Source organism: Candidatus Methylomirabilota bacterium (assembly GCA_036001065.1).
In the GTDB taxonomy this organism is placed as follows: Bacteria; Methylomirabilota; Methylomirabilia; order Rokubacteriales; family CSP1-6; genus MNEF01.
The window spans coordinates 1-21,346 of sequence record DASYUQ010000044.1; the positions used below are offsets into that span (position 1 = coordinate 1).

Annotated in this window: 16 protein-coding genes; 2 read left to right on the plus strand and 14 right to left on the minus strand. The window is 71.0% G+C overall.

Features of this window, described 5'->3' with window-relative positions:
* The 8 genes from VGV13_03805 to VGV13_03840 all read right to left on the minus strand — a co-directional run.
* Nucleotides 1-197, minus strand: a 197-nt coding sequence (locus VGV13_03805; protein ID HEV8640202.1) for a hypothetical protein, incomplete at its 3' end; no start/stop codon positions are given.
* 236 nt (nt 198-433) lie between these two features.
* Nucleotides 434-1,618 (minus strand): cytochrome P450, encoded by a 1,185-nt coding sequence (locus VGV13_03810; protein HEV8640203.1) that lies wholly within the window; start codon nt 1,616-1,618, stop codon nt 434-436.
* A gap of 11 nt (nt 1,619-1,629) precedes the next feature.
* Nucleotides 1,630-2,643, minus strand: coding sequence for an amidohydrolase family protein (locus VGV13_03815; GenBank protein ID HEV8640204.1), 1,014 nt, complete (start codon nt 2,641-2,643; stop codon nt 1,630-1,632).
* Nucleotides 2,640-4,607, minus strand: a complete 1,968-nt coding sequence (locus VGV13_03820) for a TRAP transporter permease (protein HEV8640205.1) — start codon at nt 4,605-4,607, stop codon at nt 2,640-2,642. The genes VGV13_03815 and VGV13_03820 overlap by 4 nt, the downstream gene beginning before the upstream one ends.
* A gap of 4 nt (nt 4,608-4,611) precedes the next feature.
* Entirely contained in the window at nt 4,612-5,637 is a 1,026-nt protein-coding gene (locus tag VGV13_03825) for a TAXI family TRAP transporter solute-binding subunit (protein ID HEV8640206.1), read from the minus strand.
* The gene (locus tag VGV13_03830) at nt 5,634-6,647 is read right to left on the minus strand and encodes a TAXI family TRAP transporter solute-binding subunit (protein HEV8640207.1); all 1,014 of its coding nucleotides are present in this window, start codon (nt 6,645-6,647) and stop codon (nt 5,634-5,636) included. The genes VGV13_03825 and VGV13_03830 overlap by 4 nt, the downstream gene beginning before the upstream one ends.
* A complete protein-coding gene (locus VGV13_03835; GenBank protein ID HEV8640208.1) occupies nt 6,644-8,125 on the minus strand; it encodes a UbiD family decarboxylase in 1,482 nt (493 codons plus the stop codon). Before VGV13_03835 ends, VGV13_03830 begins: the two co-directional genes overlap by 4 nt.
* 30 nt (nt 8,126-8,155) lie before the next feature.
* The gene (locus VGV13_03840) at nt 8,156-9,724 is read right to left on the minus strand and encodes a UbiD family decarboxylase (protein HEV8640209.1); all 1,569 of its coding nucleotides are present in this window, start codon (nt 9,722-9,724) and stop codon (nt 8,156-8,158) included.
* 68 nt (nt 9,725-9,792) lie between these two features.
* On the opposite strand from VGV13_03840, the gene VGV13_03845 reads away from it, so the two are divergent.
* Nucleotides 9,793-10,182 carry a hypothetical protein gene (locus VGV13_03845; GenBank protein ID HEV8640210.1) on the plus strand — a complete coding sequence of 130 codons (390 nt, stop codon included), beginning with the start codon at nt 9,793-9,795 and terminating at the stop codon, nt 10,180-10,182.
* On the opposite strand, the gene VGV13_03850 is transcribed toward VGV13_03845, so the two are convergent.
* Together VGV13_03850 and VGV13_03855 are read right to left on the minus strand one after the other, a co-directional pair.
* On the minus strand, nt 10,179-13,730 hold the full coding sequence (locus tag VGV13_03850) for an adenylate/guanylate cyclase domain-containing protein (protein ID HEV8640211.1): 3,552 nt from the start codon (nt 13,728-13,730) through the stop codon (nt 10,179-10,181). The two genes, VGV13_03845 and VGV13_03850, sit on opposite strands and share 4 nt — an antisense overlap.
* A 39-nt stretch (nt 13,731-13,769) precedes the next feature.
* Complete coding sequence (locus VGV13_03855) at nt 13,770-14,147, minus strand: VOC family protein (GenBank protein ID HEV8640212.1); 378 nt, start codon at nt 14,145-14,147, stop codon at nt 13,770-13,772.
* Between the two features lie 143 nt (nt 14,148-14,290).
* On the opposite strand from VGV13_03855, the gene VGV13_03860 reads away from it, so the two are divergent.
* Complete coding sequence (locus VGV13_03860) at nt 14,291-14,707, plus strand: hypothetical protein (protein ID HEV8640213.1); 417 nt, start codon at nt 14,291-14,293, stop codon at nt 14,705-14,707.
* Between the two features lie 126 nt (nt 14,708-14,833).
* Here VGV13_03860 and VGV13_03865 read toward each other — a convergent pair whose 3' ends face one another.
* From VGV13_03865 to glnD, 4 genes are all read right to left on the minus strand, one after another.
* On the minus strand, nt 14,834-15,418 hold the full coding sequence (locus VGV13_03865; GenBank protein HEV8640214.1) for a GNAT family N-acetyltransferase: 585 nt from the start codon (nt 15,416-15,418) through the stop codon (nt 14,834-14,836).
* A gap of 9 nt (nt 15,419-15,427) precedes the next feature.
* Nucleotides 15,428-15,865, minus strand: coding sequence for a universal stress protein (locus VGV13_03870; GenBank protein HEV8640215.1), 438 nt, complete (start codon nt 15,863-15,865; stop codon nt 15,428-15,430).
* Nucleotides 15,866-16,003: 138 nt separating this feature from the next.
* Nucleotides 16,004-18,643 carry a transglycosylase SLT domain-containing protein gene (locus VGV13_03875; GenBank protein HEV8640216.1) on the minus strand — a complete coding sequence of 880 codons (2,640 nt, stop codon included), beginning with the start codon at nt 18,641-18,643 and terminating at the stop codon, nt 16,004-16,006.
* 19 nt (nt 18,644-18,662) lie between these two features.
* Nucleotides 18,663-21,341 (minus strand): [protein-PII] uridylyltransferase, encoded by a 2,679-nt coding sequence (gene glnD / locus VGV13_03880; GenBank protein ID HEV8640217.1) that lies wholly within the window; start codon nt 21,339-21,341, stop codon nt 18,663-18,665.
* Between the last annotated feature and the right edge of the window lie 5 nt (nt 21,342-21,346).

Sequence of the window (21,346 nt, forward strand, 5' to 3'; positions counted from 1 at the left end):
AGATCGGCCAGCTGGCCTTCCAGGGCGGCGACCCGGGCATCGAACGCCGCCTGCAGGGCGGCCACTTGGCCTTCGAGGGTGGTGACTCGGACGTCGACCGATGGCAGTCCACCACTCTCATCCGTCAGGGCCGCTGTCGGCAGGAAGACCATCAGCGCCATGAGCAGGGTGAGAACTGCCGCTTTGCCGTGTCTCATGCGAAGCCCCCCCTCCTTGTGTGTCGCCGGCCGCCGGCCGCCGGACCCGCGGCCGCTGCTAACGCCAAAATCGCATCGCCGCGCGCATATCTGGGCAGCATGTTACAGGGAGGGTCTGAGGGCTCTGCAAAGAATTCAGTCGTGACGACCAGACGGTTGACCAGAACGAGCCGCCCCGCGCCGCCCCCGGGGCTGTCGTTAGGAGGTGGGGCGGCGACGGCGTCTGATCCAGACTGTCAAAGCGCGACCGGCAACGCCTTCAGCCCGCGCAGCGTCGAGGTCTCCCGCCACTCGAGCCGCTCGGTGGCCAGGGCCAGGCGCGGCAGGCGCTGGAGCAGCGTGCCAATGGCGATCTGGCCCTCCAGGCGCGCCAGCGGGGCGCCCAGGCAGAAGTGGATGCCCCAGCCGAAGGCCAGGTGCTGGTTGGCGCCGCGCGTGATGTCCAGGCGGTCGGGGTCGGTGAACTGCGCGGGGTCGCGGTTGGCCGCGCCGAGCAGGCCGACGGCGAGCGCGCCCTTGGGGATGGTCTTGCCGTCGAGGACGACGTCCTCGTAGACGATGCGGCCCGTGCGCTGCACGGGGCTGTCGTAGCGCAGGAGCTCCTCGACGGCGGTCGCGATGAGCGACGGGTCATCCCGCAGGCGCTGCATCTGGTCGGGGTGGCGCAGCAGGGCCAGCGTGCCGTTGCCGATGAGGTTCACGGTCGTTTCGTGGCCGGCGATGAAGAGGAGGATCCCCGTGGCGAACAGCTCCCTGGTGCTCAGCCGGTCGCCCGCCTCCTCGGCGGCGATGAGGGCGGTCAGGAGATCCGCGCGCGGCGCCCGCCGTCGCTCCGCCACGAGCCCGTGGAAGTAGGCGTTCAGCCCGTCCTCGGCACGGTTGGCCCGCTCGACGATCTCGGGATCGGGGAAGGCGATGGCGTCGAGGCTGCGCGCGATGTCGTGCGCCCACTGCTCGAAGCGCCCGCGGTCTCCGGCCGGGACGCCCACCATCTCGCAGATGACGTTGACGGGCAGCGGATAGGCGAGATCGGCGATGACGTCCATCGTCTCCTTGCCCTTCACGTCGTCCAGCAGGCGGTCCACGATCCCCTGGATCTTGTCGCGCATGCTCTCGATCACCCGCGGGGTGAAGGCCTTGCTTACGAGCGTGCGCAGGCGCGTGTGATCGGGCGGGTCCTGGAAGAGCATCGACCGGCCGAGCCCCTCGCGCCCGAAGCGCGCGGTGAGAAGCTGCTGGTAGCCCCTCTTGCCGAAGCGGGGATCGCGCAGGATCATCGCCGCGTCGTCGTAGCGCGCGAGGAACCACACGCCCATCGGGCTCAGGTGCACGGGGTCCTCGGCGCGCAGCCGCCGGTAGAGCGGATAGGGGTCGGCGATGACCTCCGGGAGCAGCGGGTTGAACTGGACCGGCTCGCCCATGACTGATCCCCTCAGCGGAGGCGCAGCTTCAGGAGCCGCCGCGCGTTGCCCTCGTAGATCTTGGCCTTGTCCTCCGCCGGCGCCCGCATGCGCTCCATCGCGGCGATCGTGTCGCGGATGAAGCCGGTCCCCTTCTCGGGGTCGAAGGGCATGTCGGTGCCGAAGAGGATCTGGTCGGCGCCGAAGAAGGCCAGGCCGCTCTCCATGGCGTGCCAGGCGCCGAAGAGCGCGGTGTCGCCGTAGAACATCCGAAAGTAGTCGATGGGGCGCTTCCGGAGACGCTTTAGCGCGCCGACGTCGTCGGGGTCGTCGCTGCGGCTGCCGAGCTGATCGAGCCCGCCGCCGATGCGCCCCGCGCAGAACGGGATCATCGCGCCCATGTGGTGGGTGATGATCACCAGGTCGGGGTGTCGGTCGAAGATGCCGGAGAAGACCAGGCGCGCCATCGCCGCGCTCGTCTCGTACGGCCAGCCGAACGCCCACCAGATGTCGTACTTCGAGCGCGGCTCGCCGGCGTAGTCGGGGAAGCTCGGCGGCCGGGCCGGGTGCATCCAGATGGGCAGCCGGCGCTCGGCCATGCGCGCGAAGAGCTGCTGGTACTCCGGTCGATCGAGCGGCCGGCCGTTGACGTTGCTGAAGATCTGCACGCCGGTGGCGCCGAGCTGGTCGATGGCGCGGTCGATCTCCTTGAGCGCCGCGTCGGGGTTGTTCATGGGCAGTGAGGCCACGAAGCCGACGAACCGGTCGGGGTGCTTGCCGACCAGCGCGGCCATCTCGTCGTTGGCCAGCCGGGCCAGCTCGGGGCTCACGTCGGGGCCGGCGGCGACCTCGATGGGCGGGGCCGCCAGCGTGAGGACCTGCACGTAGCCCTCGTAGCGGTCCATGATCCGGAGCCGTTGGTCCAGGTCGACCAGGACCGGGACGCCCGATATTCGCTTCTGCATGTGCAAGCCCTGCGGCGCGACCTGCAGCATCCGGTCGAAGTACTTCCGGGGGAGGATGTGGGGAAAGATGTCGATCTTCATGGCTGTAGTGGAGTCCTTGAGCCCGGCGCGGGCCGCGGATGGCCCGCCCGGGGCGTGAGGGGTTGGATCGCTCGCGAGGTCGCGGCCCACTCGACGAGCACGAGCAGGAGCCCGAGCGCGAGGCCCGCCACGTTGGCGACGACCCACACCCAGCTCGAGAGCGGCGGCAGGAGCAGCAGGCCGGCCAGCGCGGCCCAGGCGCGCTGGCCCCAGCCGAGCGGGCGGAACAGGTAGCCCGCGCCGCCGATGCCGAGCAGGACGACGCCGAGGACAGCGGTGCCGGCGGCGAGCGCGATGTCCAGGGCCGAGCCCTTCATGAGCAGCGCGGGATGGTACGCGAAGACGAACGGCACCACGTAAGCCACGATCCCCAGGCGCATCCCGGTCCAGCCCGTCTTCATGAAGTCCGCGCCGCCGATGGAGGCCGCGGCGTAGGTCGCCAGGCACACCGGCGGCGTGATCATCGAGAGCATCCCGAAGTAGAAGAGGAAGAGGTGCGCGCCCAGCGGCGCGACGCCGAGCTGCACCAGCGCGGGCCCCACCAGGACGGCCAGCATCACGTAGATGATGGCCGTGGGCATCCCCATGCCCAGGATGATGCAGACGATGGCGCTGAGGAACAGCAGCGCCAGCGAGCTGCCGCCGGCCACGTTCACGAGGAGCATCGAGAACTTGAAGCCGAGGCCCGAGAGCTGGAGCGCGCCGATCACCAGGCCCGCCACCGCCGTGATGGCGATGATGTCGAGCAGGATGCGCCCGGTCCCGATCATCGCGCGGCCGAGCCGCGCCGGGGTCAGGCGGCCCTCGCGCTGCAGGAATCCGATGACGATGGTGGCCAGCACCGCCGCCATCCCCGCCTTGCCCGCCTCCCACACGGCGATCATGAGCGTGTAGAGCAGGATGGCCAGCGGCACCAGGAAGGCCCACCCCCGCCGCATCACCTCGCCCGGGCGCGGCAGCTGCTCGCGGGGCAGCCCCTGCAGGCCGTGCTTGGCGGCCTCCAGGTCCACCTGGACGAAGATCGCCAGGTAGTAGAGGAGTGCGGGGATCAGGGCGCCCAGCGCCACCTCCGAGTAGGGAATGGCGAGGAACTCGGCGATGAGGAAGGCCGCCACGCCCATGACCGGGGGCATGATCTGGCCGCCGGTGGAGGCCACCGCCTCGATGGCCGAGGCCACGTGCGGCGCGTAGCCGGTGCGCTTCATCATAGGAATGGTGATCGGCCCGTCCACGACCACGTTGGACACCGCGCTGCCCGAGACCGTCCCGAACAGGCACGAGCCCACCACCGAGACCTTCGCGGGCCCGCCGCGGTAGCGGCCCATCGCCACCAGGGCGAGGTCGGTGAGGAACCGGTCGCCGCCCACGGCGTAGAGCATCTGGCCGAAGAAGATGAAGGCCACCACCATGCCGGCCGTCACCGACACGGGCAGGCCGAGCAGGCTGTTGGTGTCCAGGTAGAGGTAGACGGCGATGCGCTCCCAGCTCGAGCCCTTGCCGCCGAGCAGCCCGGGGAAGAGGAAGGCGAACTTGGCGTAGAGGATGAACGCGGCGCCGAGCCCCACCATCACCCAGCCCACGAGCCGCCGGGTCGCCTCCAGCACCAGCAGGATGGCCAGCGCGCCCAGCCCCACCTTGTCCCACGTCGCCACGCCGAGCTGGTAGGCGATCCGCGGGTAGAGCACGGTGATGTAGAGGCCGACGCCGGCGCCGCCCAGCGCGAGCAGCCAGTCGTACCAGGGCACGCGGCCGGGCGCCTCCGTCGCGCGCGCCTTCACGCCGACGAAGACGGCCGCCAGCGCCAGCGCCAGGAAGAGGCCGAGGTACTGCTCCTTGAAGAAGGCGACCGGCAGGTAGTGGTGGACCTCCAGCGACCAGAGCGCGCCTACGAGCGTCAGGAGAGCGAGGAGCGCACACTCCAGCGCCTGCGGGACGCCCGTCAGCGCGCGGAACTTGTCGCCCACGCGCTCAGCGGGAGAGCTGCCGGAGCTGCTGCTGGACCCGCTCCATCTCGGCCGTCCACACGCCCTTGTCCCGGAAGAAGCGGACGGCGGCCGGGTGATAGGGCATCGTGACCTCGGCGCTGGCCAGCCGCTCCCGCGCCCATTCACGGAAGATCGGATGCAGCGGCAGGAGCTTGTCGCCGTGCTCCCAGACCGAGCGCAGCATGCCCTCCACCAGCCCCTCGTCGACGCCCCGGCCGGCGACGACGTAGATGTCGTAGGCGACCGCGCACATGTCGTCCGCGACCGCCAGTGCCTCGCCCTTCTTCACCCGGCGCGGGTAGTAGCCCGGCACCGCCGCGCGCAGCCGCTTGTCGCCTTCCGGCGAGCAGTCGATGGACAGGTGGCGCACGCCGACGGCGGCGTCCGCCTCCCGCACCTTGGCGCCGTTCAGGGCGTAGGACGACACGTCGGCCCGCCCTTGCACTAGCGCGTCGATGCCGTCGTTCAGGGCCGGGACCGGGACCACCCGCACGTCGTTCCAGGTGAGGGCGGCGCTGGCCAGCGCCCCGAAGACGTTGTACCAGATGGCGAGGTTGGCCGGGTACTCGCCGGTCACCCGCTTGCCCTTGACGTCGTGAATGGTCTTCATCGGCGAGTCGCGACGGACGACCGGCGCGATCATCAGCGGCGCCCCACGCATCACCACACGGAGGCTCGGCCCGTGCGGAAACGGGTTCCGGCCGCCGATCGTGAACTTCGGCCCCCGGTAGACCAGGCCCATGTCGACCGCGTTGTTGACCCCCAGCTCCAGCTCGCCCGATTCGAGCAGCGGCACGAAGGTACTCGTCCCGGCGTAGGGCTGGACGGTGAGCTTCGCGGCACCGGCATCCCCCGCCACCTTGGCCAGGCCGCTGCCGATGGCGTAGAAGACGCTGCCCGGCGGGTTGGTGCCGATGCTGGCGGCCTTCTGCGCGGCCGCGGGCGCCGCCAGCGCGGTGGCGCCGAGCGCGAGCGCTGCTCCCAGCCGGCGCAGCGCAGGCCCGCTCATGGGGTCACCGCGAGCAGCTTCTGCTGCGCCTGGTCCATTTCCGGCTTCCACAGGCCCCGTTCCTTGTAGAAGCGAATGGCGGCCGGATGGTAGGGGATCGTCACGTCGAGGCCGACGGCCCGGTCCCGCGTCCACTCGCGGAGCATCGGGTGCAGCGGCGCGAGCCGGCTCTCGTTGTCCCAGAGCGCCTTCAGCGCAGCCTCGACCACCGGATCGGGCAGGCTCTTGCCGGCGGCCAGGTAGGTGTCGTAGGCGATGACGCACGTGTCCTCCCCGACCGCCGTGGCCGTGCCGGCCTTGACCCAGCGGGGGTAATAGCCCGGCACCGCCGCCCGCAGGCGCTTTTCGCCCTCGGGCGAGCAGTCGATAGAGACGTGGCGCACGCCGACGATGGAATCGGCCTCCTTGACCTTGGCCGAGTTCAGGGCGTGCTGGGTGACCTCGGTCCGCCCCTGCACGAGGGCATCCACGCCGTCGTTGACGGCCGGCACCGGGACGACCTTCACGTCGTTCCAGGTGAGGCCGGCGCTCGAGAGGTGGCCGAACATGTTGTACCAGACGGCCAGGTGCGCCGGGTACTCGCCGGTCATCCGCTTGCCCCTGAGGTCGTAGACGCTCTTGATGGGCGAGTCCTTGCGCACGAGCAGCCCCACCATGAGCGGCGAGCCGCGCATGACCAATCTCAGATTCGGCGCGTGGGGGAAGGGGTTGCGGCCGCCGATCTTGAAGCCGGGGCCGCGGTAGGAGAGCCCCATGTCGACGGCGTTGACGAGGCCGAAGTCGACTTCGCCGGTGTTGAGCAGCGGCAGCATCGTGCTGGTGCCGGTGTAGGGCTGGACGACCATCTGGTATCCGGCGGCGCCGCTGGCGACCTTGGCCAGCCCGCTGGCGACGGCGTAAAACACGGTGCCGGGCGGGTTGGTGGCGAGCGTCACCTGCTTGGGGAGCTGCGCCTCCGCGACGGCGACGGTGGCGAGCAGCGCCAGGCCGAAAATGAGAAGGCGGATCATTCGTGGACCTCCTGGTCGTCGAGGGCCCAGAGCTTCGGCGCCTCGCCCGTGAAGCCGAGCCGGGACCACTTGGCGGCGACCGCCTCGTAGACCGACCGGCGGACTTTGGTGCGTTTGGAGAACTGCTTCAGGTAGCGGTGCTCCATGCAGGCGTTGACCAGCGCCTTGGAGCCGTACGGCCGCTCCTCCGGCGGGTTCTGCGTCGGGTCCAGCCACGTGGACCACGTCTGGCGCAGGATGTCGATGTCCTCGACCGGATTGCACCGCGTGGCCATCGCCCAGATCACCTGGTTCATGTTCGAGGGATCCACGTCCTCGTCCACCGCGATGATCCACTTCGTGAAGTACGCCCCCCCGGGAACCTGCGCCGCCAGCGCCAGGGCCTGGGGCGCGTGCCCCGCGTAGCGCTGCTCCAGCGACACCACCGTCATGCCGAACCCGCCGGCCGCCGCCGGGTGTGCCCACACGCCCTTGATGCCGGGCACGCCGAGCCGGTCGAGGTCCGTCCAGATGCGCGCCGAGCGCGCCACGGCGAAGAACATTCCCTGCTCGGAGGCCGGATAATCCGCCATCAGGGCGCTGGTGAGGATCGGATCGTCGCGGTAGTGAATGGCCTTCACCTCGACGAGGAAGGCCAGGTCCTCGGGCCGGCCGTAGTAGCCGGTGAACTCGCCGAACGGCCCCTCGAGCTTCTGGGAGTTCGGCGGGATGACGCCTTCCATCACGATCTCGGCCCGGGCCGGGTAGGGCAGGCTCACCACCTGACCCTTCACGAGCTCGACGGGATGGCCCACGAGGCCGCCGATGAAGTCGAGCTCGGAGACGTTCTTGGGGAAGGTCTGGGAGCCGGCGATCAACAGGGCGGGATCGACTCCCCAGACGGCGACGACCTCGCAGGGCTCGTTGCGGGCCCAGTACCGCTCGATGTGCAGCCGCGCGTCCTTCCCGGGCGAGAGATAGAGCCCGACCTGGGCCCTGCCCTGCACCATCTGGCGGTAGGTGCCGACGTTGAGCCAGCCGCCGTCGGGATCACGGGTGATGACGGCGTCGGCAGTGCCGATGTACCGCCCGCCGTCGCCGGGCCAGTGGCGGGGCGCGGGGAAGCGAACGAGATCGACCTCGGCACCGATCATGTGGTTCGCGTTCACGGGCGCCTCGGCGGCGTCGACCAGCACGGGGGGAATCGAGCGCGCGAGCTTGGTCCTGACGCGCTGGACGAGGTCGACGACGCCGATGTCGGGCGCTTCGCCCAGCGCGATCGCCGTCCGGGCCACGCTCCCGCCGAGCAGGTTCCAGAGCACGCGGAACCCGCGCGGGTATCCCTTGATTCGCTCGAAGAGCAGCGCGGGGGCGTCCAGCGACTGGCCGGCCAGGTACGTGACCGCGCTCATCTCCTCGTCGCGGTCGACCTCGGCGGCCACGCGGTGGAGCATGCCCAGCCGCTCCACGCGCTCCAGCCACTCTCTCAGATCACGCATGCCCGCCCGTCGTCTCGTCCCGCCGCCCCGTCAGTCTTCCAGCGCCCAGAGCCTGGGGGGCGTGCCCTTGAAGCCCAGGGCCTCCCACCGGGCCGCCACGGACTCGTACACGGAGCGACGAACCTTCGTCCGCTTGGAGAATTGCTTGATGTACCGGTGCTCCATGCACGCGTTGACCAGCGCCTTGGAGCCGTACGGCCGCTCCTCCGGCGGGTTCTGCGTCGGGTCCAGCCACGTGGACCACGTCTGGCGCAGGATGTCGATGTCCTCGATGGGATTGCACCGCGTGGCCATCGCCCAGATCACCTGGTTCGTGTTCGAGGGATCCACGTCCTCGTCCACCGCGATGATCCACTTCGAAAAGTACGCCCCGCCCGGACACTGGGCCGCCAGCGCCAGAGCCTGGGGCGCGTGCCCCGCGTAGCGCTGCTCCAGCGATACCACGGTCATGCCGAACCCGCCGGCCGCCGCCGGGTGCGCGTACACGCCCTTGATGCCGGGCACGCCGAGCTTGTCGAGATCGCTCCAGACGCGCGCCGAGCGCGCCACCGCGTAGAGCAGCGCGCACTCGTTGGCCGGATAGTCGGCCATGAGCGCGTGGGTCAAGATCGGGTTGTCGCGATAGTGCACCGCCTTGATCTCGACGAGGAACGCGAAGTCTTCGGGCCTCCCGTAATATCCCGTGAACTCGCCGAACGGGCCCTCGAGCTTCTGGGAGTTCGGCGGGAGGATCCCTTCGGCCACGATCTCCGCGCGCGCGGGGTAATAGAGACTGGTGGCGTCGCCCTTCACCAGCTCCACCGGCCGCCCCATCAGGCCGCCGATGTAGTCCAGCTCCGAGACCGTCTTGGGGAAGGTCTGCGAGGCGGCGATGAACATGGCGGGGTCGATGCCCCAGCACATCACCACCTCGCACGGCTCGTTGCGGCTCCAGTAGCGCTCGATGTGCAGCCGCGCGTCCTTCCCGGGCGACAGGTAGAGCCCGACCTGGTTCTTGCCCTGCACCATCTGGCGGTAGCAGCCGACGTTCAGCCAGCCGCCGTCGGGGTCGCGGGTGATGATGGCGTCGCAGGTGCCGATGTACTCGCCGCCGTCGCCCGCCCAGTGGCGCGCGGCCGGGAACGCGCGGAGGTCCACCTTGTCGTCGCGCAGGTGGTTCTCGTTGACGAAGGCGCCCTCGCCCTCGACGACGACGGGCGGGATCGGGCTGGCGAACTTGATCCGGCACCGCTGGATCAGCTCCATCACGCTGAGCCCCGGCGGCTCGCCCATCGCCAAGGCGAAGCGGTCGACGCTGGAGCCGATCGGGTTCCACAGCGCGCGGAAGCCCTTCGGCGACTCCTTGATCCGCTCGAACAGCAGCGCCGGGGCGCCGATCTCCTGGTGGGCCATGTAGGTGATGGCCCCCATCTCCTCGTTGCGGCTCACCTCTTCCGTGATCCGTTTGAGCTGGCCGAGCTTGTCCACCGCGGCGATCCACTCGCGCAGGTCGCGCGGCGCCCGCGCCTCCGTCGCCTGGCCTGCGCCGCGTCGCGAGGTCACCGGCCCCACCGCCATCTCTTCCACCACTCCTCCCACCGACGCCCGGCCGCTAAACATCGACCGCGCCCGACACGTCAAACTTAGGTGTAGGTCAGGAAGCGCCATTGTAGGCCAGGAGGTAGGGGATGAAAACGACTCACTTCGTCTCGCCTCGGGCAGGCGGGGCCCGGCCCGCGGGGGCTGTGCGGCTTGTACTATTGACGATCGCGTTCGCTATCGCAACGGTCCTGACGCTGGGGGCAGGCGCCCCGGCGTGGTCGAGCGACCGGATCGACCCCTGGCGCGCGTGGGGTCTGCAGAACCGCGCGCACCGCCCGCACCATATTCACCCGCACCGCCCGCACCACGTTCACCCGCACCGCCCGCACCACGTTCACCCGCACGCGGCGCCGCGGGCCGTCATCGTGGTGCCGCAATCGCACGTCGTCGTCCCGAGAGCCTTCTGGATGCCCGGCTTCTGGGCGTGGAGCTGGGCAGGGTGGGTCTGGGTCCCCGGCCACTGGGCCTGGTACTAGTTCACGACCACCAGCGCGCGGGCGCGCAGCCGAGCGTCCACATCGGCGCGGAGCCGGCGCTCCGCCTGCCGTCGCTCCCTCACGTGCCCGTCCGGAACCTGCCGCCGCTCGCCCCGACGGCGATCGAGGACGATCCGAATCGCTTCGTCCCCCGTGAAGGCCTGCTCCAGGTAGGCGTGCAGGGCCGGATGATCCCGGGCGACGATGAACATGCGCCCCAGCGCCCGGAGCGAGGCCTCCGCCTCCTTCAGCCACCGGCTCATGCCCATCTCGCAGAACAGCTCGGTGGCGGACGCCAAGTGCTCCTCGGCGCGCACAGCGTTGCCCGTCCGCCGATAGAGCTGACCGAGCGCGAGGCGGCAGCGGCCCACCAGGGGACGCATCTCCAGTGTCCTGGCCAGGGCGAGCGCCTGGGCCTGTGAGGTTTCCGCCCGGTCGAAGTCGGCCGCCTCAGGGTGCGCCGCGATCTCGCCCAGCACGTGGAGGGCCCACGCCTGATGGCCGCGCTCGCGGTGAGCGATCGCCAGCTCGAGCGCCTGCTCGGCGGTGGCCAGAGCCTGGTCGAGCCGGCCCGCAGCCAGCAGCCCCTCGGCGAGATGAGCGGTCCAGAGGGCGAGGTACGACTTGACGCCGAGCTCCTCGGTGAGCGCCACACCACTTTCCAGCAGGAGGACACCCTCGTCGGGCCGGCCGAGGGTGGCCAGGGTCAGCCCCAGCAGCGAGGACGGGATCGGCTGCCAGATCGCGAGCTGGCGCTCCCGGCACGCCTCGAGACTGCGCTCGAGCGGCGGGAGCGCCTCCTCGAACCGGCCCTGACGGGCGCGGACGAGCCCGGTCAGCGTCCAGGCGATCGCCTGGCTGTAGGCGTGGCCGTCGGCGTTGGCGGCCTTCTCCGCCCGGACGAGGTAGGCGTCGGCGAAGTCGAACTCGCCCAGCTCGGCCAGCGTGAAGGCCAGCCAGGCCGTCGAGGCGGCGTAGGAGACCGACGGCGGCGCCGCCTCCCCCGCGAGCGGCGAGGCCTCCAACCGTTCGACGTTCTCCGTGAAGATCCGCTGCGCCCGCCGGTACTGGCCGAGCGTGTGGAAGATGTGCCCCATGTAACGCCCGGCCAGCGCGCGGAGCGTCTCGTCGTCGCTGGCCTCCGCGATGGCCAGGCAGCGCTCGCCGTACTCGATCGCCAGGTCCGGCTCCCCCTTGAGGTAGTGGTAGTTGATCAGGTACGTGTAGACGTTCGCCAGCCGTCGATCGTCTCCGAGGCGACTGGCCAGCCGCTCGGCCTCCAGCGATCGCGAGAGCACCTCGTTGAGGCGCCCGAGCTGCAGCAGCGGCGGGCGCAGGTCCAGCCGCAGGTCGGTCGCCTGGACCAGCGTCTCGGCGCTGCTACTGTCGGGCAGATGCTCGAGCGCGGCCAGGGCTTGCTCGAAACAGGCGACGGCCTCCACGTTGGCGGCGCGCGCGACGGCCCGGACGCCGGCCAGCCGCGCGTACGTCACGGCCTTCTCCCAGGCCTCACCGCGAAACGCGTGGTAGGCGAGCCGCTCGACCGCGTCGGCCAGGCGCTGCTCGATCACCTCGGCGACGTGGGCGTGGAGCACGCGGCGGCGCTCGTGGAGCACACCGGCGTACGCCACCTCGTGCGTGAGCGCGTGGATGAACGTGAACTCTGGATCGGGCAGGAGCTCGCGCTCGTGCAGGAACCCCGCTGCCTGGAGGCGGGCCAGGGCAGGGCGCAGCGCGGGCGCCGACAGCTCGGCGATCGGCTCCAGCAGCCTGAGGGGCACGTCCTTGCCGATGATGGAGGCGGCCTGGAGCAGGCGCTTGTCGTCCTGAGCGAGGCGGTCGATGCGGGAGGCCACGATCGCCCGGATCGTGGCCGGGATCTCCACCGCCGGGGAGCGGTCGCTGCGGAGGTAGGCGCCCGGTGTGCCCTCCAGGACGCCGGTTTCCGCCAGGCTCCGGACGCTCTCTTCGAGGAAGAAGGGATTGCCCCCGATCCGGTCGATCAGCGCCCGCACGAGCGACGTCAGCCCGGCGTCGTCGCCCATCAGCACTCGCAGCAGCTCCCGGGCCTCGGCGGGCGGCAGCGGACCCACGCGCAGCCGGGCGTGCTGAGGCAGGCCCGCCCAGCCGGTCTCGTACTCAGGTCGGTAGCTCACCAGCAGGAGGATCGGCAGGGTGGGCAGGCTCTCGACCAGCGCGTCGAGGAAGGCCCGCGTCTGCGAGTCCACCCATTGGAGATTTTCGACGACGAGCAGCACGGGGCGGACACGGCTCTCGGCGATCAGCAGGCGGTTGAGGCCCGCCAGCGTCTGCCGGCGGCGCTCGGTCGGATCGAGCGCGCGGAACGGGCTCGCCTCGGGCAGCGCGTCCAGCAGCGAGAGCAGAGCAGGAATCGTCTCCCCCAGCGTCATGTCCAGGGCCGACAGCCGGGCGGCGATCTTCTCGTGGATCGTGGCGGCGTCGTCGCGGCTGTCGATCTGGAAGGCGCCCCGGAGCAGGTCCACCACCGGCAGGTACGCCGTCGCCTTGCCATAGGGGACGGCGACGCTTTCCAGCACCGACCAGCCATCGACGGCGGGCGAATGCACGAGCTCGTAGAGCAGGCGCGACTTGCCGACGCCGGGCTCGCCCGTCAGCGCCACCACCTGACCGCGCCCCGCGCCCGCGCGGTCGAGCGCGGCGCGGAGCCGCGCCATCTCCTCCCGTCGTCCCACCAGGGGCGTGAGGCCGGCCGGGCCGGCCGCCTGCAGCCGTGAGCGTGCGCGCGTGGTGCCGATAATCTCGTAGACAGGGACCGGCGTCTCCAGCCCCTTGACCTGGACGGGGCCGAGCGGCTGGGCCTGCACGTAGCCCCGGACCAGATCCAGCGTGGACGCCGTGGCCAGCACGGAGCCCGGCGCTGCCATCTGCTCCATGCGCGCCGCCAGGTGGGTCGTCTGGCCGAGCGCCGTGTAGTCCATGTGCAGATCGTTGCCGATGGCGCGCACGACCACTTCGCCGGAATTCAGGCCCACGCGGATCAGTACCGGCGCCTGGGCCAGGCCCAGCATCTCCCGGCCGTAGCGCTGGACCGACTCCTGCATCCGGAGGGCCGCGTAGCAGGCCCGCACCGCATGGTCTTCGTGGGCCAGCGGCGCGCCGAAGAGGGCCATGATGCCGTCGCCCAACACCTGGTTGACGGTGCCCTCGTAGTAATGGACCGCCTCCATCATGCCGGAGAGGATCGGATCGAGCAGCGCGCGCACCTCCTCGGGGTCGCGATCCGCCACCAGCTCCATCGATCCCTTGATGTCGGCGAAGAGCACCGTCACCTGCTTGCGCTCGCCTTCGAGCGCGCTGCGCGAGGTCAGGATCTTTTCGGCGAGATGGGGGGGCGTGTAGGTCTCGGGCGCGGGGGCGGCCAGCGGCCGGCCGCACTTCTTGCAGAACTTAGCGCCCGCCCGATTCTGGTCCCCGCAGGTGGCGCAGGCCGCTTCGAGCGGGCCGCCGCACTCATCGCAGAAGACGGCGTCAGGGGTGTTCTGGGCGGTGCACTTGGGGCACTGCACGCCCGGGAATCTAGGCGGATTGGCCCCGGCTGTCAACCATCAGCGCGGCTTGAGCTCGATGACGTAACCGTCGGGATCACGGATGTAGAGCGAGGGCCCGCGACCGTAAGCGCCGCGCCGATCCACGACCTCGCCCTCCAGCTTCACGCCGCGCCGGCCCAGCGCCTCGGCGGCCTTCCCCAGATCGTCGCAGCGGATCGACAGGCAGAAGTGGTCGAGCCCGCTGCGCGGCACGCCCGGGGTCGGGCCCGCGGGCAACAGATCGATGAGGTGCTCGCCGAAGCGCAGCTGGACGAGCGCGCTCTTCTCGTTGACGTGGTCCACGGTGCAGCCCAGCACTTCCACGTAGAAGCGCTGGGAGGCCGCCTGATCGCGGACCCGGAGCACGATGTGGTCGAGCCCGAGCGGAGTGAACATCGCGAACCCTCCCTTCTCTACTCCTCGGAGGCCGGTCACCCCCCAGGAGTGTGGCACAACCCGCCCCGCTCGGGCACCCCCGCGAGGAGCATAAATACAAAAGGGGGCCCCTCCGTCTTATAGGGCGAAAGGAGGGCGTGACTATGCGTCGCATCGTCGCCTGTACCGTCCTCGCCGCCCTGCTCCTGACGGCCTGGGCGCCGGCCGCCTACGCGGGCAGATCGACCGATATCGCGCTCGGCCTGGCGTCATTTGCCGTCTTCAATCAGGTGGTTGGGCCCTTCCTGAGACCCCGGTTCGCAGACGCCGGCTACCACCATCGGGAGGTCGTCTACAGGACGGTGGTGACGCAGCCGGCCGTCATCTACCAGACCCCGGTGGTCTACTCGACTCCGGTGGTGGTGGCGGCGCCCGCCGTCCCCACGGTGATCCAGTACCCGCACGGCCGCTACGAGCTCCAGCTCTACGGTCAGCAGTACGTGTGGGTCTGGATCCCGGCGATTCCGCCCCCGCCGCCGCCTCCGGCCGCCGCGCCGGCCCTCCCGCCGCCCGCGCCGTAGGAGAGATCGGGCTCAGGCGCGTGACCGCGCGCCGCCGCTGGTGGTCCGGGCGGCGGCGCGCCCCATCGCGGTCGCGGCGAACGGTCCGGACACGGGCGGCGCGTTCGCGAAGGAACCTGGCGCCCCCTACACGCTGACCGTTCGCGCGCGGGGCGTGAAGATGAGCTCCACCACCCCCGAGTCGATCGTGCGCTTCTCGACGCGGGTGAAGCGCGCCAGCATGCGGAGCATCCGGGAGTTGTCCGCCAGCACGAAGGCGCAGAACCGGTGGATCCCGCGGGCTGCGGCCGCGGCGAGCAGGTCACTGAGAAGCATCACGCCCAGCCCCCGGCCCTGCCAGCCGTCCTGCACGACGACCGCGACTTCGACCGTCCCCGGCTCGTCGGAGGGCTCATAGCGCGCCACGCCCACCAGCTCCGGGCCGCGCGGCGCGTCGTGCTCGGCCACGAGGGCCAGGCGACCGTGATAGTCCACGTTCGCGAACAGGCGGGCCCATTCGGGCGGCAGCCGCTTGGGTGCCCTGAAGAAGCGCTGGTAGGCGGTCGTATAGCTCAGGCGGTCGTAGAGGTCGATCAGGCGCTGGGCGTCGTCGGGACGAACCGGGCGGATCCGCGCCGCGGCGCCGTCTTTGAGGCGGATCTCACGCTCGAGCTCGCGCGGATACCCCGCCGGGACCGCCGCGGTCGGAGCCGCATCGATCATGACCAGCATCGCGGATCGTCACGCGCGGAGCAGGAGGACGGGCAGTGGCGCCTTCCGAGCAATCCGCTCGGCCGCGCCGGGCGCCAGCAGGCGCCGCAGCCGACCGCGGTTCGCGGTCGCCAGCGCGAGCAAGTCCGCCCCGAAGGCCTCGGCCTCGACCAGGGTCTCCTCGACCGGATCTCCGAAGCGAACCACGCTCTCGACGGGAACGCCGTGGAGCTGGGCCTCGAGCCGGCGCAGGTCGTCCAGCCCTTCCGCGGTCAAACGCGCCATCTCCTGATCGACGTAGGCGACGGTGCGTCCGTGCGCGCCCACCACCGTTTCCGGAACCGGGAAGACCCGGAGCAGACGAACGCTCGATCCAACCCCGCGGGCCAAGGCGCCGACCAGCGGTACGAGCGCCTCGGCCGCCCCCTCACCGTCGAGCGGCACGAGAATTCGCTTCGCCATCATCATGTATTCCTCCCGTTTGTAGGACGCGCCCACGGGCGGGCGGGATTCCGAAAAAAGGCGGCTGGCGATCGAGCGGAGGGGCGATGAGCGAACTATTCGTTTAGATACGTCCTCCGGCACAAGAGATTCCGGAGGCCCGCGCTACGAGCCGCCGTAGATCCGGCGGTATTCCTCCCAGTAGAACATCACGCGCTTGACGTAGTGGCGAGTCTCGTCGAAGGGGATCTGCTCGACGAACGCCTCGATGTCGTTCGTGCGCCGCGCCTGCCACCACTGGCGCATCCGGGGGGGCCCCGCGTTGTAGGCGGCCAGCGCCAGCCGCGGGTCACTCCATTCGCGCAGCTGCTCGGCCAGGAAAGCCGCGCCGATCTGGATATTGGCGCCCGGATCGTCGAGCAGCCCGTCACGGAAAGGCAGGCCGCGGTGCCCGGCCACCATCTGGGCCGTGCGGGGCATGAGCTGCATGAGCCCACGGGCACCGGCGGGGGAGAGGGCGCGTGGGTCGTAGCTCGACTCCTGGCGCACAAGCGCCGCGACGAAGTATGGATCGAGCCCCGCACGCTGGGAGGCCTCGGTGATCTCCTGGCGCCAGCCGAACGGATAGAACATTTCCCAGAAGGCGCGCGGCAGCGCCGAATGGCCGCTCTCGGCCACGGCGACGAAGTTTCGGCGGAGGACCCGGAGGGCGAGGTGGTAGCGCTCCTCCCGGATGTACACCCCCGAGAGACCGTAGAGGCGCACGGGGTCGCCGACCGCGCGAGCCACGACGTCCTCCAGCTCCTGGAGCGCGAACTCGACGAGGCCGAGGCGGCGAAGCAGATCCGCGCGCGCGAAGCCGGGATCGTCGCCGATCGCCTCCCGGGGATCGGCGGGAAGACGGATCGCCGGGTCGGGCGCGGCCTCGGCCGTCGCCGTCACGCGGCGGGCCGCCAGGAGACCGTAGTAGCTGCGCGGCGCTTCGCCGAGCACGCGACGGTAGAGCGTGGCCGCCGCTTCGCTCCCCGCCGTCTGCTCCTTGGCGCGCCCCGCCCAGTAGAGGGCCGGCGGTCGCCAGGCGCGCCCGCCCGGAAGCTCGATGAGACGCAGCCATGTCTGCTCGGCCGACCGCGCATCGCCTCGCAGGTACTCCAGCCAGCCCAGGCGCCAGAGCGCCTCGCAAGCCACCGCGCGGGCGGGATACCGCGCGGCGACCGCCTTGTACGCGCTCGCGGCCTGACTCTGCCGGTCCAGCTCCTCGAGCGTGCGGCCCTTGAGATAGAGGGCCTCCGCCACCTCGGCGTCTACGCCGCGCGCCTCGACGCCGGCCAGCACCGTGAGCGCGCGCTCGCGCTGATTTGCGCGCCGCCAGAGCCGGGCCTGGTCGAGCAACAGTCCGGGCCGGCGATCGGCGGGCGCGCGGCCGGCGGCCAGCTCGAGGGCCCGCGCCGCCGCCTCGTAGCGGCCGATCTTCAGAGAGGCATCGGCGACGATGCGGAGCGCGCGCACCGCGATGCCGGAATCGCGCGTCTCCTTGGCGATGCGCTCGGCCTCCTCCCCGGCCGTCTTGGGGACGCCGCCGCTCAGCAGACGCTCGGCGCGCTGGAGACGCTGGTCGATCGACAGCTCCGGAACGCGCACGCCGGCGGCGGCGAGGGCGGCGAGACGGTCGGTGGCTCCGTCCTCCCAGCCGGTCGTGGGCGCCCTCACCCGCAACTCCTGGTACACGCCCACGGCGGCTTCGCGCTGATCGCCGGCCTCGCCGATCATCCCGAGCAGGTAGAGGGCCTCCGCGCCCTCGGCGGCGTCCGGGTAGGACGAGATCAGGCGCTTGAGGATCACCTGGGCCTCGTCGTCGGCGCCGGCGTGGGCGGCGAGCGTGGCCGCCGCCAACAGCGCTGGAGCGGCCAGCCGGCTGTTGGGGTGACGCTCGGCCAGGCCCAGCGCGACGGCCCGCGCGGCCTCGAGATCGCCGGCCCGCGCGAGCGCATCGGTCAGGAGATACCGCGCGTAGTCGGCGATCGGGCTGGAGAGCGCCGCCTCGCTGCCGAAGGCCCGGATCAGCGGTGCCGGATCCCCCGCCTGGAACTCCGCGACCGCGGCGGCCCACGCACTCTCGGTCGCCGGCGGGATGGAGCGGGCGGAATCCGCCGGCGGCGTATCCGCCGCCACGGCCGGGGCCGCCACCAGCATCCCGGAGAGCAGCGCGGCGCCGATGGAGAGCCGGGCCGAGTCGCGTATCGTCCGGCGGGTGAACGCGATGCGCTGGATCGCCGTGAGGTTCGCCAGCACGGCCAGGATCCAGAGCGCCGGCTCCAGCAGGCCGAACAGGGCGCCCCCGATAAGGCAGATCATGCGCTCCGGTCGCTCCATCACTCCCACATTACACTCGATGCCAATGGATTCGGCGCGCGCTTTGGTGTAGCTGACCATCACGCTGCCGACGAGCCCGGCCATGGCGATGATGGCGCCCCGCGTGTGGGGCATCCTCGCGAAGAGCACGACGATGGCCAGCAGCACCACGAGGTCGGAGTAGCGGTCGATCACGGAGTCCAGGAAGGCGCCGAAAGGCGTCACCTGCCCGGACGCCCGCGCCAGCGAGCCGTCGAAGAAGTCGAAGAGGCCGGCCAGGATCAGCAGCAGGCCGGCCGTCCGCGTGCGTCCGGCCACGAACGCGGCGGCGGCCAGGAGGCTCACCCCCAGCCCGGCGACCGTGAGGTGGTTGGGGCGCAGCCGGAGCCGGAAGAGCGCGTGGCCGATCGGATCGGTCCATATCCGCACCGGCTCGCGGTAACGGCTCAACATGCGGGGGCCTGCGCGGCCGTCACAGCGGCTGCACCAGCGCCTGCTCGAGCGCCTCCCGCAGCCGCTCCATCGCCGCTGGCGCCTCGATCTTGCCACCCTTGCCGTCGTGGACGTAGAAGGTGTCGAACGCTTGGTCGATCTCGGTGGCGATGCGGGCGCTGGCGATGTCCAGGCCGAGCGCGGACAGGGTCCGGGTGATCAGGTAGAGCAGGCCGATTCGGTCGGGGCACTTCACCTCCACCACGGTGAAGGCATCGCTGAGACCGTTGTCGAGGGAGATTTTCGGCGGCGTCTCCGGATCCCTGGCCGGGCGGCGGGCCGCCCGCCGCCGCTCGAGGAGCGCGTCGACGCTCTGCTCGCCGGCGATGACGGCGCGGAGGGCGTCGAGCGTGCGGGCCCAGTGGGCCGGCAACAGAATCGCTTCCCCCGCGGGGTCGTTGACCTGGAACGTGTCGAGGGCGATGCCGTCGGCCCGCGTGGAGATCTGGGCGGAGATGATGTTGACGCCGTGGGCGGCCAGCGTGCCCGCGATCAGCGCGAAGAGGCCGGGCAGGTCGCGCGTCACGACGACGAGGTCCGACGAGCCGAGGTCGGGGTGATGGAACAGCTCCGTCACCACCGGCGCCGCGTCGAGCCCCTGGACCATGCGCACGTGCTCGGCCATGCGCTGCACCGTCGTCGTGGCCAGGTAGCGATCGGACATCATGGCCAGGTGCGCCTTGACGGCCTGCAGCGACACCTCGTCCTTCACCGCTGCGTAGAGCCGCTCGGCCAGCTGGGCGCGGTTGGGGCGCTCGACGCGCCCCCCGGTGAGTCGGACCAGCGTGCGGGCGTAGAGCTCGTGCAGGATCACGGCTTGCCAGGGCGTGAGCACACCCGGCCCCACCGCCCGCATGTCCGCCCACGTGAGTAGATAGAGCATGCGCAACCGCTGGGGATCGCCCGTGGCCGCCGCGAAGTCGGCCACCGTCTTGGGGTCGTCGATGTCGCGCCGCTGGGCGATGTGGGACATGGTCAGGTGGTGGGCCACCAGGAACTCCACCGCGGCGGCGTCGGCGGACGACAGGCCCATCCGGGCCGTCAGCTCCCGGATGAGCGGGATGCCCTTGGCCACGTGACCGTGCCCCTTGGCCTTGCCGATGTCGTGCAGCAGCATGCCGAGCATCAGCAGCTCCGGCTTCTCCACTTCGGTGAAGACCTGGGCGGCGCCCTCCGATTCCGCCGACTGTCCCGGCGCCAGCGCCTCCAGGTGCTCGACCGCCAGCAGCGAGTGCCGGTCGGCGGAGAACTTGTGATAGACGTCGTACTGCACGAGGCACGTCAGCGCCCCGAACTCGGGCAGGTACCGTCCCAGCAGGCCCAGCTCGTGCATCTCCGACAGCGTGAGCGCCACCCGCCCCCAGGCGCGGCAGATGTCGAGGAAGAGGTCGCGGGCCACCGGCGAGCGGCGCCCGGTGTCGTCCACGAGCTCCAGGGACGCCTCGATGGCCCGCTCCAGCTCGGGGGAGAGCTCGCACCCCAGCCGGTGGGCGTGCCAGAACACCTTGAGGAGGCGCGTGGGATCCTCGGCGAAGACCTCCGCGCTGTGACGGGCCAGATACAGGCGCCCGTCGATGAAGACGAGCCCGTCGGCCAGCGCCTGCTGCCGGTCGCGCCGCGCCGCCTGGTGGCGCTGGGAGAGGGTCTCCTGGCAGCGCGCGATGAGTCGCTGGGCCACCCGGTGGATCACCCGCGCGTGCAGATAGTAGTCGCGCATGAAGCGCTCGACGCCCAGGCTCTCGTCATCGTCCCGGTACCCCAGGTTCTTGGCGATCTGCGGCTGGAGGTCGCGCGTGAGGACGTCGTTGCGGTGACCGGAGAGGAAGTGGAGCTCGTTGCGGGCCCGCCACAAGAACGTCAGCGCCCCGTCCGTCAGCGCCTGTTCCCGCTCGGTGATGAGCGCCTTCTCCCTGAGCTCGCGGAGCGTGCGGGCGCCGAACTTGGCGGCGCTCAGCCACATCGCCGTGTGCATGTCCCGGAGGCCGCCCGCCGACTCCTTGACGTTGGGCTCGCCGATGTAGGGCGAGGCCCCGTGCTTGCGGTAGCGCTGATCGCGCTCGCTCAGCATCGCCTCCAGGAACTGCTCGAAGTCCCGCCGGTAGACGTTCTCGTTCAGCACGCGGCGGAAGCGCGCGAAGAGCCGGCGGTCGCCGGCCAGGAAGCGCGCCTCCTGCATCGAGGTCCGGCTGGGCAGGTCCGTGCGGGCCATCGCCACGCAGTCTTCCAGCGAGCGGAGGCTGTGGCCGATCTGAAGCCCCAGGTCCCACAGCGTGTAGAGCAGCTCCTGAGTGACGCGCTGCACGTACGGCCTCAGCTCGCCGTCGTGGATCACCATGAGGTCGATGTCGGACGACGGGTGCAGCTCGCCCCGGCCGTACCCGCCGAGCGCGACGATGACGAAGGGCGCCGGCGCCAGCCCGGCCTCGGTCGCGTCGAGGACGATCAGTCGGGTGAGCGAGCGGACCACGCCGTCGATGAACCGCGCGTGGGCCTGCACCGACTGTTGCCCCGACGCACCCTCGGCGTGCATCAGCTTGAGCGAGTCGAGCCCGTCGGCGAGTGCGGCGCGGAACACGTCGAGACGGAGACGCCGCCGGTCTTCGGCGCGCTCGGCCTTGGCCTCGGCCCGCCGGGCCCGGCGATACAGCTCGGGCGACATGGCGG

Bases quoted from the DNA above. Each gene is read 5' to 3' on its own strand.
- VGV13_03810 (HEV8640203.1), bottom strand. From the start codon at position 1,618: ATGGGCGAGCCGGTCCAGTTCAACCCGCTGCTCCCGGAGGTCATCGCC.
- VGV13_03815 (HEV8640204.1), bottom strand. From the start codon at position 2,643: ATGAAGATCGACATCTTTCCCCACATCCTCCCCCGGAAGTACTTCGAC.
- VGV13_03825 (HEV8640206.1), bottom strand. From the start codon at position 5,637: ATGAGCGGGCCTGCGCTGCGCCGGCTGGGAGCAGCGCTCGCGCTCGGC.
- VGV13_03830 (HEV8640207.1), bottom strand. From the start codon at position 6,647: ATGATCCGCCTTCTCATTTTCGGCCTGGCGCTGCTCGCCACCGTCGCC.
- VGV13_03835 (HEV8640208.1), bottom strand. From the start codon at position 8,125: ATGCGTGATCTGAGAGAGTGGCTGGAGCGCGTGGAGCGGCTGGGCATG.
- VGV13_03840 (HEV8640209.1), bottom strand. From the start codon at position 9,724: ATGTTTAGCGGCCGGGCGTCGGTGGGAGGAGTGGTGGAAGAGATGGCG.
- VGV13_03845 (HEV8640210.1), top strand. From the start codon at position 9,793: ATGAAAACGACTCACTTCGTCTCGCCTCGGGCAGGCGGGGCCCGGCCC.
- VGV13_03855 (HEV8640212.1), bottom strand. From the start codon at position 14,147: ATGTTCACTCCGCTCGGGCTCGACCACATCGTGCTCCGGGTCCGCGAT.
- VGV13_03860 (HEV8640213.1), top strand. From the start codon at position 14,291: ATGCGTCGCATCGTCGCCTGTACCGTCCTCGCCGCCCTGCTCCTGACG.
- VGV13_03865 (HEV8640214.1), bottom strand. From the start codon at position 15,418: ATGCTGGTCATGATCGATGCGGCTCCGACCGCGGCGGTCCCGGCGGGG.
- VGV13_03870 (HEV8640215.1), bottom strand. From the start codon at position 15,865: ATGATGATGGCGAAGCGAATTCTCGTGCCGCTCGACGGTGAGGGGGCG.
- VGV13_03875 (HEV8640216.1), bottom strand. From the start codon at position 18,643: ATGTTGAGCCGTTACCGCGAGCCGGTGCGGATATGGACCGATCCGATC.
- glnD (HEV8640217.1), bottom strand. From the start codon at position 21,341: ATGTCGCCCGAGCTGTATCGCCGGGCCCGGCGGGCCGAGGCCAAGGCC.